General features: G+C 68.1%; 15 protein-coding genes. 10 read left to right on the forward strand and 5 right to left on the reverse strand.

Annotation, left to right across the window (positions count from 1 at the left end; all coding sequences use genetic code 11):
• Positions 1–49 precede the first annotated feature (49 nt).
• From GONAM_RS13445 to GONAM_RS13455, 3 genes are all read left to right on the forward strand, one after another.
• Positions 50–475, forward strand: coding sequence for a DUF350 domain-containing protein (locus GONAM_RS13445; RefSeq protein ID WP_006867300.1), 426 nt, complete (start codon positions 50–52; stop codon positions 473–475).
• Between the two features lie 29 nt (positions 476–504).
• A complete protein-coding gene (locus GONAM_RS13450) occupies positions 505–2,070 on the forward strand; it encodes a polyamine aminopropyltransferase (protein WP_006867301.1) in 1,566 nt (521 codons plus the stop codon).
• A gap of 124 nt (positions 2,071–2,194) precedes the next feature.
• Entirely contained in the window at positions 2,195–3,385 is a 1,191-nt protein-coding gene (locus GONAM_RS13455) for a sensor histidine kinase (RefSeq protein ID WP_006867302.1), read from the forward strand.
• 3 nt (positions 3,386–3,388) lie between these two features.
• On the opposite strand, the gene GONAM_RS13460 is transcribed toward GONAM_RS13455, so the two are convergent.
• A complete protein-coding gene (locus GONAM_RS13460) occupies positions 3,389–4,375 on the reverse strand; it encodes an inorganic phosphate transporter (RefSeq protein ID WP_006867303.1) in 987 nt (328 codons plus the stop codon).
• 7 nt (positions 4,376–4,382) lie between these two features.
• The gene (locus GONAM_RS13465; RefSeq protein ID WP_006867304.1) at positions 4,383–5,000 is read right to left on the reverse strand and encodes a DUF47 domain-containing protein; all 618 of its coding nucleotides are present in this window, start codon (positions 4,998–5,000) and stop codon (positions 4,383–4,385) included.
• A 284-nt stretch (positions 5,001–5,284) separates the two neighbouring features.
• Between GONAM_RS13465 and GONAM_RS13470 the strand changes: the two genes are divergently transcribed.
• The 5 genes from GONAM_RS13470 to GONAM_RS13490 all read left to right on the forward strand — a co-directional run bounded on the left by GONAM_RS13470 (position 5,285) and on the right by GONAM_RS13490 (position 10,386).
• On the forward strand, positions 5,285–6,103 hold the full coding sequence (locus tag GONAM_RS13470) for a LytR/AlgR family response regulator transcription factor (protein WP_006867305.1): 819 nt from the start codon (positions 5,285–5,287) through the stop codon (positions 6,101–6,103).
• Positions 6,096–6,482: a hypothetical protein gene (locus tag GONAM_RS13475; RefSeq protein WP_006867306.1), complete on the forward strand. Its 387-nt coding sequence runs from the start codon at positions 6,096–6,098 to the stop codon at positions 6,480–6,482. Before GONAM_RS13470 ends, GONAM_RS13475 begins: the two co-directional genes overlap by 8 nt.
• Positions 6,479–8,218, forward strand: a complete 1,740-nt coding sequence (locus GONAM_RS13480) for a sodium/solute symporter (protein ID WP_006867307.1) — start codon at positions 6,479–6,481, stop codon at positions 8,216–8,218. Before GONAM_RS13475 ends, GONAM_RS13480 begins: the two co-directional genes overlap by 4 nt.
• A 168-nt stretch (positions 8,219–8,386) precedes the next feature.
• Entirely contained in the window at positions 8,387–8,746 is a 360-nt protein-coding gene (locus GONAM_RS13485) for a DUF485 domain-containing protein (protein WP_006867308.1), read from the forward strand.
• Entirely contained in the window at positions 8,743–10,386 is a 1,644-nt protein-coding gene (locus tag GONAM_RS13490) for a monocarboxylic acid transporter (RefSeq protein ID WP_006867309.1), read from the forward strand. The genes GONAM_RS13485 and GONAM_RS13490 overlap by 4 nt, the downstream gene beginning before the upstream one ends.
• Positions 10,387–10,499: 113 nt before the next feature.
• Here GONAM_RS13490 and GONAM_RS13495 read toward each other — a convergent pair whose 3' ends face one another.
• Both GONAM_RS13495 and GONAM_RS13500 read right to left on the reverse strand, forming a co-directional pair.
• Positions 10,500–11,912 (reverse strand): amidase, encoded by a 1,413-nt coding sequence (locus GONAM_RS13495; RefSeq protein ID WP_006867310.1) that lies wholly within the window; start codon positions 11,910–11,912, stop codon positions 10,500–10,502.
• 9 nt (positions 11,913–11,921) lie between these two features.
• Complete coding sequence (locus GONAM_RS13500; protein ID WP_006867311.1) at positions 11,922–12,548, reverse strand: TetR/AcrR family transcriptional regulator; 627 nt, start codon at positions 12,546–12,548, stop codon at positions 11,922–11,924.
• A 90-nt stretch (positions 12,549–12,638) separates the two neighbouring features.
• Between GONAM_RS13500 and GONAM_RS13505 the strand changes: the two genes are divergently transcribed.
• Positions 12,639–13,895 (forward strand): MFS transporter, encoded by a 1,257-nt coding sequence (locus GONAM_RS13505; protein WP_006867312.1) that lies wholly within the window; start codon positions 12,639–12,641, stop codon positions 13,893–13,895.
• A gap of 13 nt (positions 13,896–13,908) precedes the next feature.
• Here the strand turns inward: GONAM_RS13505 and GONAM_RS13510 are convergent, their stop codons facing one another.
• Positions 13,909–14,595, reverse strand: a complete 687-nt coding sequence (locus tag GONAM_RS13510) for a TetR/AcrR family transcriptional regulator (RefSeq protein WP_174310919.1) — start codon at positions 14,593–14,595, stop codon at positions 13,909–13,911.
• Positions 14,596–14,720: 125 nt separating this feature from the next.
• Between GONAM_RS13510 and GONAM_RS13515 the strand changes: the two genes are divergently transcribed.
• Positions 14,721–15,914, forward strand: coding sequence for an acyl-CoA dehydrogenase family protein (locus GONAM_RS13515; RefSeq protein WP_006867314.1), 1,194 nt, complete (start codon positions 14,721–14,723; stop codon positions 15,912–15,914).
• Positions 15,915–15,956: the final 42 nt, after the last annotated feature.

Raw genomic sequence — 15,956 nt, forward strand, 5'->3', positions numbered from 1 at the left:
CGACCGATCCCCCAGACCGAAACCACGGCCCGAACCCACGGAGATGACCATGCTCGCTGACATGACCGAGAACGCCTACGCCGCAGGTGCCTACGCGGGTGTCGGGGTGATCGTGATGATCGTGTCGTTCGCGATCGTCGACCTGCTGACCCCGGGCAAGTTGCGTCACCAGCTCTGGGCCGAACGCAACCGCAACGCCGGAATCCTGGTGGGATCCAACCTCTTGGCGGTGGCGATCATCGTGACCGCCGCAATCGTCGCCAGCGAGGGTCGCCTGCTCGAGGGCCTCACCTACACGGTGGTCTACTCCGCGATCGGCCTGATCGTGATGGGCGTGACCTTCCTGGTCATCGACGCTCTGACCCCCGGCAAGCTCGGCGAGATCCTCGTCCACCCGGAAAGCCACCCGGCGGTATGGGTGCAGGGCATCGCCCACATCGGGGTCGCGGTCATCATCGCCGCCTCCATCCTGTGAGCACGCGCTCCTGTGAGAGCTGACTTTCCGTGACGCTCACCGACACCTCGACCGAACCGCTGTCCGCGCGACCACGTTTCGCGCGGTCCGCCCTGTTGACCGTGGTGTTCGTCTGCGCCGCCTGCGGTCTCGTGTACGAGTTGGCGCTGGTGTCGCTGGGTTCCTTCCTGATCGGCAACACCGCGACGCAGGCGTCGATCGTCCTCGCGGTGATGGTGTTCGCGATGGGTGTCGGATCCCTCGCCGCGAAACCGCTCCAACCGCACTCGGTGGCCGCATTCGCGGTCATCGAGTTGCTGCTCGCCCTCCTCGGCGGACTGTCGGTGATGGCCCTCTACGCCGCCTTCGCCTACCTGGAGCTGTACACGCCGGCGCTCATCGTGGTGGCCTTCGTCCTCGGCGTCCTGATCGGGGCCGAGATCCCGTTGTTGATGGTGCTGCTGCAACGGATTCGACGCCAGGAGCCGGGCGCGGCGGTCGCGGACATGTTCGCCGTCGACTACATCGGCGCGCTGATCGGCGGTCTCTGCTTCCCTTTCCTGTTGCTGCCGTTGTTCGGTCAGCTGCGCGGGGCGCTCGTGGTCGGACTCGTCAACGCGGCCGCGGGTTGCTTCCTGGTGTTGGTCATCTTCCGGAAGTCGTTGGGCCGCGGCCAACTCGCCCTGCTGTCCGCCGGGGCGCTGGCGGTGGTCGCGGCTCTCGTGGCCGGCCTGATGCTGTCCGCCCGGTTCGAGGTGACCGCCCGGCAGGCCCTCTACCGCGACCCGATCGTGGCCGCCGCCCGCAGCGCCTACCAGGACATCGTGATCACCGAGAGGTCCACCGGCGCAGGCCCGGACATCCGCCTCTTCCTGAACGGCGACCTCCAGTTCTCCTCGATCGACGAGCACCGGTATCACGAGGCACTCGTCCATCCGGCGATGTCGGGTGACCGGTCCTCGGTGCTCGTGCTCGGTGGCGGCGACGGTCTGGCGCTGCGTGAGGTGCTCCGCTACCCGGATGCGCAGGACGTGACGCTCGTCGAACTCGACCCGGAGATGATCCGGCTGGCACGCACCGACTCCCGCCTGACCTCGCTCAACCAGGGGTCGATGACCGATAGTCGGGCCGAGGTGGTGACCGCCGACGCCTTCAGCTGGTTGCGGCAGACGAACCGCCGTTTCGACGTGATCATCGTCGACATGCCCGATCCCGACGACTCCGCCACCGCCAAGTTGTACTCCACCGAGTTCTACGCACTCGTGCGCGCACACCTCGCAGCGCACGGCCGCGCCGTCGTGCAGGCAGGTTCGCCGTACTTCGCGCCGAAGTCGTTCTGGTGCATCGCCTCCACCATGAGGGAGGCCGGGCTCCCGGCCACCCCTTACCACGTCGACGTCCCGGCATTCGGCGACTGGGGTTTCCACCTCGCGGGTGCCGACGGGCCGATCAGCCCGACCGTCGACGCCCCCGGGCCGCTGCGGTTCCTGAGTGCGGAACAGCTCACCGCGGCGACCGTTTTCCCGCTCGACCGGCAACCACTCGACCTTCCCCCGTCGACCCTGATGGACCCGCGAATCCTGCGGTACGCGCAGGGCGAATGGGCCATCTACTGAACGAGTCCCGTCGCAGGAGTCGCGTATAGTCGCGCGCCCCAACACGATTCGCGACACCGGCCACACCGATGCACGGCGGCCGAACGCGCCGTCTCTGACCTGCGATGTCAACTAGGGTGACACCATGTCGAGCGAAGTGGCCATCGTCGGGTCGATCCTGCTGCTGATCATGGTGCTCGGCCTCGTCGCGCTGGTCCGGACGCGGCGTCAGGTCACCACACCGACCGAACGCGCCGTGCACATGGCGCTGCACACCGCGTCTCTGGCGGCGCGATCGCTACGCACCGGGCTCTCCGAGGAGTCGGCGGCCGAGGCACTCCCCCACCTGCGCACGCTGACCTCCGCCGAGGCCGTCGCCCTGTTCGACGACGAGCCGCGGCGCCTCGCCCACGAGCCGGACGACGACGAGATCTGGGACCCCGACATGCTGCACGAGGCCGCCAAGGCAGCGGCGTCGGCGACCGGTGACCAGCGACGTGTCCTGGTGTCCGACCCGTGCGGCGCGGAGTCGCCGGTACGGGCCCTCATCGCGCAGCCACTCGTCGCCAGCGACGTCAACGTCGGCGTTCTCGTCGTCGCCACGACCCGCCGTCCGGGGCCGGGCATGCTCGGCGCCGTCGCCGAGGTCGCCCGCTATGTGTCGAGCCAGATCGAGTTGGCCGAACTCGATGCCTCCCGCGCGCGCCTTGACCGTGCCGAGGTGCTCGCGCTCCGCGCGCAGATCAGTCCGCACTTCATCTACAACGCCCTCAACACGATCGCCTCGTTCGTCCGCACCGACCCCGACCGTGCCCGCGAACTCGTCCTCGACTTCGCCGATTTCACGCGCTACTCGTTCCGCGCGAGCGGCGAGTACACCGTGCTGGCCGACGAGCTGCGCAACATCGACCGCTACCTCACCCTCGAACGGGCCCGCTTCGGCAACTCCCTCGACGTGAAGCTGCACGTCGCGCCGGAGGTCCTGAACGTCGTCGTACCGTTCCTCGCATTGCAACCGCTCGTGGAGAACGCGGTCCGGCACGGACTCGCGTCGAAGGGCGGCGGCACCATCATCATCACCGCGGCCGACGAGGGCACCGACTGCGTCATCACCGTCGAGGACGACGGCGTCGGCATGGACCCCGAACTCCTGCGCAGCGGCGCACTCGACGCCCTCGACCACAGCGAGGGCGCTCACGTCGGGCTCACCAACGTCGACCATCGCCTCCGCGCGGCGTTCGGCAACGATTACGGGCTGGTGGTCGAGACCGCGGTGGGCGCCGGGACCAAGGTGGGCATGCGGGTGCCGAAGTTCCGGGCGGGTATCCGGGCGTGAGAGCTAGAAGACCATCTTCGCGAGCAGGAACGTGGCAGCGGCGAAAGCGGCGGCCGCGGGGAAGGTGGTCACCCACGCGGCGGCCATGTTGCCGGCGGTGCCCCACCGGACGGCGCTGGTGCGCTTGGTCGAACCCACGCCCATGATCGCCGAGGAGATCACGTGGGTGGTCGAGATGGGTGCACCCAGGCCGGCCGAGGCGACGTAGAGCACCGAGGCGGCGGTGGCCTCGGCGGCGAAGCCCTGCGGCGGGTCGAGCTCGATGATCTTGCGGCCGAGCGTGCGCATGATGCGCATGCCGCCGGTGGCCGTACCGACGGCCAGGACCACAGCCGTCAGCAGGAAGCACCACAGCGGGATCGAGTAGTCGTCCTGGTATCCGGCGACGACGAGTGCGAGCACCACGATGCCCATCGTCTTGGCCGCGTCCTGCATGCCGTGACCGAACGCCATCATCGCGGCCGAGACGGTCTGTGCGTGCCGGAAGCGCCGTCCGGTGATGGCCGGCGAGGCGTTGCGGAACAGCCACATGATCGCCAGCATCGCCGCGGCGCCCAGCACGAAGCCGGCGAGCGGCGAGAGCACCATCGGCAGCAGGATCTTCTCCACGACGCCGGCCCAGAGCACGGTGACCCCGGCGACCAGGGCCGCGCCCACCATGCCGCCGATCAGCGCGTGCGATGACGATGACGGCAGGCCGAACCACCAGGTGATGAGGTTCCAGGTGATGGCACCGACGAGGGCGCACCCGACGAGCATCAGCGCGTCCGGCCCCTCTTTGAGGTCGATGATGCCGGAGCCGACCGTGCTGGCCACCTTGGCGCCGAAGAAGGAACCGACCAGGTTGCCGACGGCGGCCATCGCCAGCGCCGCGCGGAGCGTCAGGGCGCGGGTCGACACCGAGGTCGCGATCGCGTTGGCAGAGTCGTGGAAACCGTTGGTGAACGTGAAGGCCATGGCAAGACCGATCACCACGAGAAGTGCGAACACGGGTGTGTCACGACTCCTTGAGGACGATGGTCTCGACGATGTTGGCGACCTTCTCGAAGGAATCGGCCGCATCCTCGAGTTCGTCGGCGACGTCCTTGAGCTTCATCACGCTCAGCGCATCGAGGTGGCCGTCGAACAGGTAGGCCAGGAAGGTCCGGTAGGTGTGGTCGGCGCGGTTCTCGAGGGCGTTGATCTCGATCCAGTACCGTTCGAGATCCTTCATGCCGGCCAGCCGCGGCATCGCGTCGGCGGTCACGCTCGCCGAGGTGTCGAGGATCTCGATCATCTCGCGCAGGTGCTGCGGGAGCTCGGTGACGCCGTAGAGGGCCATGAGGTGGGTCGCTGCCTCGATGTGGTCCATGACATCGTCCAGGCTCGATCCGAGGACGTAGATGTCGGAGCGGTCGAACGGCGTGATGAAGCTCGAGTTGACCGTGCGGAACATCTCGTGGGTGATGCGGTCGCAGTCGTGTTCGAGGTCGACCATCCGGCGCGCGATTTCCTCGAAGTCCGGTTCGGGTTCCAATAGGCCGGTGAGGGTCTTGGTCCCCTCGGCCAGGCACTGGGCCGAGGACGTGAACAACCCGTAGAAGAGATCGTTCTTGGGTTTGAACCGGGAGAACACAGTGACTTTCTTCCTATCTTGCGTCCAACGCATCGAGGCGACGCTGTGCAGCGAATTCCTCGGTGAGTCCGTCTGACGTCGGGATGGTCGTGGACAGGGTATCGAGACAGCCGACGGGCACACCCACCCGACCGGACTTTTTGCCTGTGAATCAGCTGTCAAAGGAGACGGCCGGTTCCGGTCTGTGACGCGGCCCACGCGGTACGATCCTCATGTCCGTCGTCGCGCGTCAGCGCAGCGGTCGGCGGGAGTCGCGCGTCAGCGCAGCAGTCGGGAGGAGATGGATGTCCGGGCTGGTGGTGCTCGCCGTCGACGACGAACCCCCTGCTCTCGACGAACTCCGCTACCTCCTGGACCGGCAGGAGGCCGTCACCGAGGTGTACGCCGCGACGGATGCGACCGGCGCCCTTCGCGAACTCAACTCCCGCCGGGTCGACGCGATCTTCCTCGACATCAACATGCCGGGCCTGTCCGGACTCGAACTCGCCGGCGTTCTCGCCAAGTACGCGCGGCCTCCCGCGATCGTCTTCGTCACCGCACACGAGGACAAGGCGGTCGACGCCTTCGAGGTCGGCGCCGTCGATTATCTGCTGAAGCCGCTCCGCGAGGAACGACTCGCCCAGGCGCTCGGCCGGGTCCGCGCCGGCCTCGACGCCCGTACCAAGCCCGCCGAGGGCAGTCCGACCCCGACGCCTCCGGGTGAGCCGCGAGCCGCCTCCGACGAGGTGATCCCGGTCGAGATGAGCGGGGTGACCTCGCTCGTCCGGCGTGATTCGATCTCGTGGGTCGAGGCCGTCGGCGACTACGCCCGACTCCATGCCGATTCCGGCGCCCACCTGGTCCGCATTCCGCTGTCGACCCTCGAGTCACGCTGGCAGGACAAGGGATTCGCCCGGGTTCACCGGTCCTATCTGGTGGCCCTGCCGATGGTCACCGGCCTGCGGACCACCGGGGGCGGGACCGTCGTCAGCGTGCGCGCGAACGGGGCGTCGGAAGCGGTGGAGCTGCCCGTCAGCCGTCGTCAGGTCCGCGACCTGAAGGACCGGCTCATCCGGGACCCGTTGCGCCAGTACCGTTCCCCCGCCGGTCGCGGCGATGTCTGAGAATCCGCAACGCGAGCGCGTCGTTCTCGCCTCTCGGCGTGGCGCCCGGATGGTGCGCACCCGGGTGGAGGTCCAGGAACAGACCGAGGTCGGCGACGCGCTGGTGCGCGGCCTGATGCGCGCACAACTCGGGTTGGCGTTGCGTCTCGGCGGGAGTCTGCTCGTCGTCGTGGTGGCGATCCCGCTGCTCGCCGTGCTGCTCCCGAACGTGGCCGAGACGACCGTCTTCGGCATCCGGATCACCTGGCTCGTCCTCGGACTCCTCGCCTATCCGGTGCTGTACCTGACCGGGCTGTTGTACGTACGGCTGGCCGAACACGCCGAACGTGACTTCATGAGTCTCGTCGACGACGACGCCGGCGATCCGGGTGGGACGTGAGCGGCGTCGACGTGCTGACCGCCGTGGGGTTGTTCACCGCGGCCGTCGCCACCATCGTGGTCGGGGCCTGGGGCGGCCGGTTCTCCCGCACGACGTCGGATTTCCTGGTGGCCTCACGCGCCGTCGGGTCGCGATGGAACGCCGCTGCGGTGTCGGGCGAGTACCTGTCGGCGGCGTCGTTCCTCGGTGTCGCCGGACTCGTCGCGAAGTACGGCGCCGACGCGCTCTGGTACCCGGTCGGGTTCACCGCCGGATATCTCGGCCTACTCCTGTTCGTCGCTGCACCACTGCGTCGTTCGGGCGCCTACACCGTGCCCGACTTCGCCGAGTTCCGGCTCTCCTCGACGGTCGTGCGAAAGACCGCGATGGTGGTCGTGGTCGTGGTCTGCGTGCTGTACCTCATCCCCCAGTTCCAGGGCGCGGGACTCACGCTCAACATCCTGCTCGGCGCACCCGTCTGGACGGGCGTGGTCGGCGTCGGGCTGATCGTGATCGTGAACGTGGTCGGCGGCGGGATGCGGTCGATCACGTTCGTGCAGGCATTCCAGTACTGGCTCAAGCTGACCGCCATCGCGATTCCCACCCTCGTGCTGATCGGGGTGTTCGCGAACGATCCGGCGCGTGTCGGCGAACCCGCACCGCCGCGGGTCACGACCGCCACCACCGTCGACGTCACCACCGACGTCTCGGTGACCGTCGCCGAGACCAAGGGAGTACGTGTCACCGGCACGCTCGACGGTTCGCCGGTGGTCGACGCCCCGATCCCGTCCCCCGGTGGTCATGTCATCTCCGCCGACTCCGTCATCTTCCTCGACGCCGGCGCGGCCACCCCGGTCGTGGCGGGAGCCCCGGTCCACGGGTCGGACTGGGTGGCGCCCGGGGGCGGTCTCGGCGGGCGCCATCCGCTGTTCGGGGTGCTCTCCCTGATCCTCGCGACGTTCCTCGGCGTGATGGGTCTGCCGCACGTCCTCGTGCGCTTCTACACCAATCCGGACGGCCGCACGGCGCGTCGAACGGCGCTCGCCGCGATCGCACTGCTGTCGCTGTTCTACCTGTTCCCCGTCCTCCTCGGGGTGTTCGCGCGTCTCTACGTGCCCGAGCTGCTGATCACCGGTACATCCGACGCCGCGGTCCTCCTGCTGCCGAGCGCCGCCATCGGGGGCCTGGCCGGGCAGATCCTGGCCGCGCTGGTGGCGGCCGGCGCGATCGCAGCGTTCCTGGCCACGTCGTCGGGTCTCCTGGTGTCCGTGGCGGGGGCGCTGGCGACCGATGTCTTCCGCGGACGCGTCCGCGACTTCCGTATCGCCGCGGTCATCGGCGGGGCCATCCCCATCGCGCTCTCGCTGGCGGCGGGATCACTGGAACTGTCCCGGACCGTCGGGCTGGTGTTCGCCGTCGCCGCGTCGACGCTGTGTCCTCTGCTCGTCCTCGGCATCTGGTGGCGGGGCCTGACGTCCGCCGGCGCGATCGCCGGGCTGATCGTCGGCGGGGTGTCGTCGGGTTCGGCCACCTCCCTGGCGATCGCCGGGGTGATCGACGACGACGTGTTGGGCGGCTGGCCGGCCGCACTGGTCGGTTATCCGGGCGCGGTCACCGTGCCGCTTGCCTTCGGCACGATGGTGCTGGTCAGCCTTGCGACCCGACGACGGCTGCCCGGCGATCTCGCCCGTACCTTCGCGCGGATGCACGTCCCCGAACGCGTCGGGATGGGCGTCGACCGGCTTCCCGGCGCCTGACCGTTCACCGTTCGTCGGATGTGATCGACCGCCCGTCGCACAGTCGACGACCTTCGGCGTGTGACCCACGACACCGATTGCGGTGTGATCTGCGCCTCAATCAGGCTGTTCCCCGAAGTGCCATCACAGCGGCCTCCGCCGCGTGGCCCCATCGACTTGGAGGACAGCGTGTCGAACATCGACCAACCAGCAGCGGCACCACCGCATGCGCCGTCGGGCGAACAGTTCATCGAGATGCAGAACAGCCCTCAGTTCCAGGAGCTGAAGGCGCGCCTGCGCAAGTTCATCTTCCCGATGACCGCGTTCTTCCTGATCTGGTACGCGATCTACGTGCTGCTCGGCGCCTTCGCGCATGACTTCATGGCAATCCAGGTGTGGGGCAACATCAACCTCGGCCTGATCCTCGGACTGCTCCAGTTCGTGACCACATTCGTCATCACCGGCCTGTACGTACGCTTCGCGAACCGCGAACTCGACCCGCGTGCCGAGGCCATCCGCAACGAGATGGAAGGCGGCCCGTCGCTGTGAACACCTCCGTCCACACCACCACGCTCGCCGCCACCGTCGGCAGCCCGGTCGCCAACATCGCGATCTTCGCCGCATTCGTGGCGATCACGATGTACATCGTCATCCGGGCCAGCAAGAACAACAATTCGGCCGCGGACTTCTTCACCGGAGGCCGTGGCTTCTCCGGCCCGCAGAACGGCATCGCCATCGCCGGCGACTACCTGTCGGCAGCCAGCTTCCTCGGCATCGCCGGCGCCATCGCGGTCTACGGCTACGACGGCTTCCTCTACTCCATCGGCTTCCTCGTCGCGTGGCTCGTCGCATTGCTGCTCGTCGCCGAATTGCTGCGCAACACCGGCAAGTTCACGATGGCCGACGTCCTCAGCTTCCGCCTGAAGCAGCGGCCGGTCCGTCTCGCGGCGGCCATCTCGACCCTTGCGGTCTCGCTGTTCTACCTCCTCGCCCAGATGGCCGGTGCCGGTGGCCTCGTCGCCCTCCTGCTCGACATCGAGGGCCGTCTCGGCCAGTCGATCGTGATCGCGGTCGTCGGCGCGCTGATGATCGTCTACGTCCTCATCGGCGGCATGAAGGGCACCACCTGGGTGCAGATCATCAAGGCGGTGCTGCTCATCAGCGGCGCGGCGATCATGACCTTCATCGTCCTCGCCAAGTTCGGCATGAACCTGTCGTCGATCCTCGGTGCCGCACAGGACGCCATCAGCAGCTCCGGCAGCGAAAAGGTCGCCTCGCGTGACGTTCTCGCACCCGGCGCCCAGTACGGCGGTTCGCTCGAGTCCAAGATCAACTTCCTCTCGCTGGCCATCGCCCTGGTCCTCGGCACCGCGGGCCTGCCGCACGTGCTGATGCGCTTCTACACCGTGCCGACCGCGAAAGAGGCTCGTAAGTCGGTGGTCTGGGCGATCGCGCTCATCGGCGCCTTCTACCTGTTCACCCTCATCCTGGGTTACGGCGCGGCCGCTCTGGTCGGACCGGACAAGATCCTCGCCGCCGCCGGCGGACAGAACGCCGCGGCACCGCTACTGGCCTTCGAACTCGGCGGTGTGGTACTCCTCGGCATCATCTCCGCGGTCGCTTTCGCCACGATTCTCGCTGTCGTCGCCGGCCTGGCGATCACCGCGTCGGCCTCGTTCGCCCACGACATCTACGCGTCGGTCATCAAGCGCAACAAGGTGAGTGAGGACGACCAGGTCCGCGTCTCGCGGTACACCGTCGTCGTGCTCGGTGTCCTCGGCATCGTGCTCGGCATCCTGGCCAACGGTCAGAACATCGCATTCCTGGTGGCCCTGGCCTTCGCCATCGCCGCGGCGGCGAACCTGCCGACGATCGTGTACTCGCTCTACTGGAAGCGCTTCAACACCCGCGGCGCCCTGTGGAGCATGTACGGCGGCCTGATCTCCACGATCCTGCTGATCGTCTTCTCGCCGGCCGTCTCCGGCTCGTCGACCGCGATGATCCCCGGCGCCGACTTCGCCTGGTTCCCGCTGGCCAACCCGGGCATCGTCTCGATCCCGCTGGCCTTCGTCCTCGGCATCATCGGCACCCTGACCTCGCCGAGCGACGCCGGAACCCCGGAACGCAACGCGGAGATGGAGGTTCGCTCCCTCACCGGCATCGGTGCGGAGAAGGCCGTGCAGCACTAGCCTTCGCAGCAAACCCACCCCTTATGGCCAGGTCCACCACCTCGAAAGGTGGTGGACCTGGCCATTCGTGGTGGGTTTGCGGAGGGCAGTCCGGAGCGACTGAGTTCCAGCGCTCAGGCGTCCTGGATCCGCGCGAACGGCCGGGCCGCCTCGAGTTCGAACGCGAGTTCCAGCAGGGTCCGCTCGTCACCGAGGTCGGCGGAGAACTGGATACCCACGGGCAGTCCCGACTTCGCCTGTCCCAGCGGCAGACTGATCGCCGGGGTGCCCGACGTGTTGTTCGCGGGCGTGAACGCGACGTAGCGCGTGAGACGGTCCATCGCCTCACCGAAGTCGATGCCCGGGTCGAGGTAACCGATCTCCGGCGGCAGGTGTGCGAGCGTCGGCGACAGGATCACGTCGAACTGCTCGTGGAGCGACCGGAACGCGGCGGTGGAGCGTCGGAGACCGCGGATCGACGACGGCATGCGGTAGAGGTGCCGCAGGGCGTTGCGCGACAGACCGCGGGTCAACGGGTCGATCTGCTTACGATCGAAGCCCTTGTCGTGCAACCGCTTACCGGTACGGTCCAGCGCGAAGGCCAGCAGCGACCAGTAGTCGATGAACTGCCGGATGTAGGCGCGGTCGACCGGTAGCGGCACCATCTCCGTTCGGTGACCGAGAGATTCGACGAGCTCGGCGACCTCGGTGACGCACCGCTGGGTGTCGCGGTCGAGCAGCTGGCCGGTTATCGGTTCGGTGATCAGCGCGATCCGCAGCCGCCTCTCCCCCGGCCCTTCCACCAGACCGACCGGCGGCAGGCCGGGACCGGGACGGAAGCCCTGCGAGTCGTCGAGGAAGCGAGCGGTGTCCCGCACCGACCGGCTCACGATCCCGTTGCACACCAGGTCGATCGGCGCATCCTCGGTCTGCTTCGCCGGCGCGGTTCGACCCCGGCTCGGTTTGAGTCCCACGAGACCGCATGCGGCAGCGGGGATCCGGATCGATCCGCCACCGTCGTTGGCATGCGCGATCGGCAGCGCGCCCGCCGCCACGAGGGCGGCCGAACCACCGGAGGAGCCACCGGCGGAGTAGTCGGTGTCCCACGGGTTGCGGGTCGGCTCCCGGTCGACGTACTCGGTCGTCGCGGTCAGCCCGAAAGCCGGCATGTTCGACGCCCCGACGAGGTTCACGCCGGTCGCCAGGAACTGGTTGGTGAAGGCCTCGTTCGCCGAGGCCGGGTTCGGCGCGACCGCAGCCGACCCGTGGCAGGTGGGCAGGCCCGCGAAGTCGGTGTTGTTCTTGATGATCGACGGCACGCCGACGAACGATCCGGACGGGAAGTCGTTGTCGACGGCGCGCTTGCGGGCACGCTCGCGGTCGTCGAAGGCGACCGCGTTCAGCTGGGGATTAACTGCGTCGATCCGGGCGAGAGCCGCTTCGACAGCCTCGGCGGCCGAGATCTCCCGGGCGGCGATGGCGTCGGCGATGCCGACGGCGTCGAGATCACCGAGTGCGTCGTCTGTGAACGCGTGAACCTTCTTCATGCCCGGACCCTATCGCCCTCCGGCGGACCCCGGGGCCGCTCCCAGCATCGCGGCGACATCGTCGACCAGCTCCGCGACGTAGGCGTCGTCGACCGCGAGACCGAAGACCGCGTGGTGGTAGAGGGGTGCGATCACATGGTCGAGGAGCTGCCGCACCGACGGCGTCGCCTCGCCGCGCTCGCGCGCCCGCGCGATCATCTCCTCGGCCTGCTCGCGGCGGATCTCCCAGCACGGGCACACCTCGACGACGTCGTCGCGCGCCGCGACCATCGCACGCAGGTAGGCCCGCCGCTTCGGCCGGCCGATGTCGGCGGCGATCACGCGCGCCCACTCGGCGATGTCGTCGCGGAGCACGCCCGTGTCGGGCAGCGGTTCACCCTGCGTCAGTGCGGCAACCGCCACCTCGCCCAGGAGCGCGTCGATCGAGCCCCACCTGCGGTAGATGCTGGTCGGGTTGACGCCGGCGAGGTCGGCGACCTCGGGGATCGTCATCGTGTCGCGCTGGCCGGCACCGACGAGTTGCCCGACGGCGGCGTACACCGCCGACTGGACGCGAGCGCTCCGACCGCCGGGCCTCTTCGCGCGCGTTGTCGCGTCCGCGGTGTCCGCCTGCGGTGTTGCGCTGCCCATAGCCATGCGGCCATTATTGCAAATCTGATTGCTTTTGGAAGGAATCCGGGGCTATCGTCGTTCTAAATGCAACTGCATTTGCGTTAAGGAGACGACATGGCGCCGCTACATCCCCACCGCGCGTTCTGGCTGATCGCGGCCACGTACGTGATGGTGCTCTTCGCCTCCGCAGCTCCGTCGCCGCTGTACCCCGTCTACCAGGAGCTCTGGGGTTTCTCGTCGCTCACCCTGACCCTGGTCTTCGCGGTCTACGTGGTCACGATGCTGTTGAGTCTGCTGACGGTGGGGTCGCTCTCCGACCACATCGGCCGTCGCCCGGTGCTTGCGGTCGCACTCGTCCTGCTGATCGTCAGCATGGTGCTCTTCGTCGTCGCCGGGGACGTGGGGACATTGCTCGCCGCACGCGCGCTGCAGGGCCTCGCCACCGGCGCGGCCATGGGCACGCTCACCGCGACGACCGTCGACCTCCAGCCCACTGCCCGACTCGGCTCGACGATCATCGGCGCCGCCCCGGCCTTCGGTCTCGCGACCGGTGTCGGTGTCGCCGGACTGCTCGTCGAGTACGCACCCGCGCCCCGAATTCTGGTCTACGAGGTCATTCTCGGACTGTTCGCGGCGCTGCTGATCGCACTCCTCGTGGTCCCGGAGACCCGCGAACGCGTGGGCTTCACCTCGCGCCGGCACCTGGCCACGACTCTCGCACCCCAGGTTCGGGTGCCCCGCGAGGTCCGCCCGGTGTTCTTCGCCGCGGTACCCACCCTGGTGGCCACCTGGTCACTCGGCGGGCTGTATCTGTCGCTCGGCTCCTCGGTCGTCGCACGGGTCTTCGGGGTCACCAACCACGGTGAGGCCGGGCTCATCCTCTTCACCTTCTTCGCCAGCGCGACGATCACCTCGCTGTTCATCACCGGACGACCGGCGACGTTCAAACAGGCCTACGGTTACCCGACCCTCGCCATCGGCGTCCTGATCTCGCTGTCCGGCGTCCTGACCGAGATCCTGCCGCTCTACATCCTCGGCTCGCTCGTGGCCGGCTCCGGCTGGGCGGCGACCTTCCTCAGCGCCATGGACAACATCACCGCCGCGACACCTCCCGCCCAGCGCGGACAGGTCTACTCCTCGGTGTTCGTCGCCAGCTACCTCGCGTTCAGCATGCCGGCCGTGATCGCGGGAATCGTCGTGTCCCACATCGGGCTACGCGCGACGGTCATCGGATACGTCGGCTACGTCCTCGCCGTCGCACTGTTCGGGGCGGGGCTGGCGGTCGTCATGCGGCGCGCCGCCGCCAGGACCGAGTCGGCAACTCCTGAACCGGAAGACGCGACGGAGCCGGTGGCGGTCGGCGAGTCCTGAACGGACGCCGAGATCAGCCCCGGTCCCGCAGCCCCACCATCCGGGTGGCCAGCTGCGCATAGAACTCGCCCATCTTCTCGGGCGGGAGTGAGTTCTCGGCGCGGTACCAGCGTGCGAGGTCGATGCCCATCGACAGCATCGCGTTGGTGGTGGCCTGGGAATCGGACACGTCGAAGTCGCCGTTCTCGATCCCGGCGTCGACGATGGCACGCACTCGCCGAGTGATCTCCCGACGCAGTTCCATGACCGGCTCGAGGTGTTCGGGGGCGAGCGATGCGAGTTCGTAGTTCACGACGCGGCCGCGCACGTGTTCGCGCGCATGGTGCTCGGTGAAGGCGCCGATGACCGTCTCGAGTCGTTCTCCGGGCGGGGCCGTCGGATCGTCGACCTCGTCGATCATGGCCAGGATGCGTCGATGCCCGGCGTCGGAGAGCTCGAAGAGCAGCTCCTCCTTGGACCGGAAGTGCACGTAGACCGCGGCCGAACTCATCTGCGCGCCGTTGGCGATGTCACGGGTCGTCGTGGCGTTGAAGCCCTTCGCTGCGAACGCCTCGACCGCGGCGAGCAACAACCGCTGTCGGGCAGCGACCGGTTGCGCACGGGTCGTCGGTTCCGTTGACGAGACCACGTCCACCCCCTCGTTCACTCGGCGACCTCGCGCCTGTTCCAGCCGATTGACACCGCCTCTGATGCGCGGCATAGTGCAAGATATCACTAAGCAAGCGCTTAGTCAGCGGCCGGTCTCTCAGGGTTCTCCCAGGTAGACGGTCCGTGATTGGTGTCGCCGAACACCCGGCAACCCCCGACAGGAGTAGAGAAGAACCCATGCACCTGAAGTTCAGTCCGGAGGAAGAGGCGTTCCGCGAGGAACTGCGCAGCATCTTCGCGAAGGTCCCCGAGGACCTCCGCAAGCGGAACGAAGAGGGGAAGCTCAACTACCCCGACGACATCATCACCTCGGCGCGCATCCTCAACGAGCACGGCGTGCACACCCCGAACTGGCCGGTCGAGTGGGGCGGCAAGGACTGGACCCCGATCCAGTTCCACATCTACCGCGAGGAGATGAGCCTGGCGTTCGTCCCCGACCCGCTGCCGTTCAACGCCGGCATGATCGGCCCGGTCATCGCCCAGTTCGGCTCGCAGGAGATGAAGGAACGCTTCCTGCCGAAGACCGCCAACCTCGACATCTGGTGGTGCCAGGGCTTCTCCGAGCCCGAGGCCGGCTCCGACCTCGCATCCCTCAAGACCCGCGCGGTCCGCGACGGCGACCACTACGTCATCAACGGTCAGAAGACCTGGACCACGCTGGGCCAGTACGCCGACTGGATCTTCCTGCTCGCCCGCACCAACCCGGACGTCAAGAAGCAGGCCGGCATCAGCATGTTCCTGATCCCGATGGACACCCCGGGCATCGAACTGCGCCCGATCCAGCTGATCGACGGTAGCTACGAGGTCAACGAGGTCTTCTTCAACGACGTCAAGGTGCCCGCCGAGAACATGGTCGGCGAGGAGAACAGCGGCTGGACCCAGGCCAAGTTCCTGCTGGGCAACGAGCGCAGCGGCATCGCCCGCGTCGGCTACACCAAGACCAACCTCGCCCGCGCGAAGCGTCTTGCCGCACAGACCAAGACCGCCCACGGGACCCTCCTCGACGACCCGCTGTTCGCCACGCGCCTCGCCGAGATCGAGAACGAACTGCTCGCCCTCGAGGTCACCCAGTTGCGCGTGGCCGCGTCGTCGGCCGACGGCAAGCCGAACCCCGCCTCGTCGCTGCTGAAGCTGAAGGGCAGCCAGCTGCAGCAGGCCGCCAAGGAGCTCCTCTCCGACATCGCCGGCCCGGACTCGCTCCCGGTCGCCGAGGTCGCCGCCGACGCGCCGAACGGCAGCGCCCAGGTCGACGCACCCGAGTGGGCCCAGCTGGCCACACCCGAGTACCTCAACTACCGCAAGGTCTCGATCTACGGCGGTTCCTCCGAGGTCCAGCGCCAGATCATCGACAAGGCGGTCCTCGGTCTCTGACCGCCGGCCCCTCCGACCTCACTTCGACTTCACAGACCAAGG

The organism is Gordonia namibiensis NBRC 108229 (assembly GCF_000298235.1).
In the GTDB taxonomy this organism is placed as follows: Bacteria; Actinomycetota; Actinomycetes; order Mycobacteriales; family Mycobacteriaceae; genus Gordonia; species Gordonia namibiensis.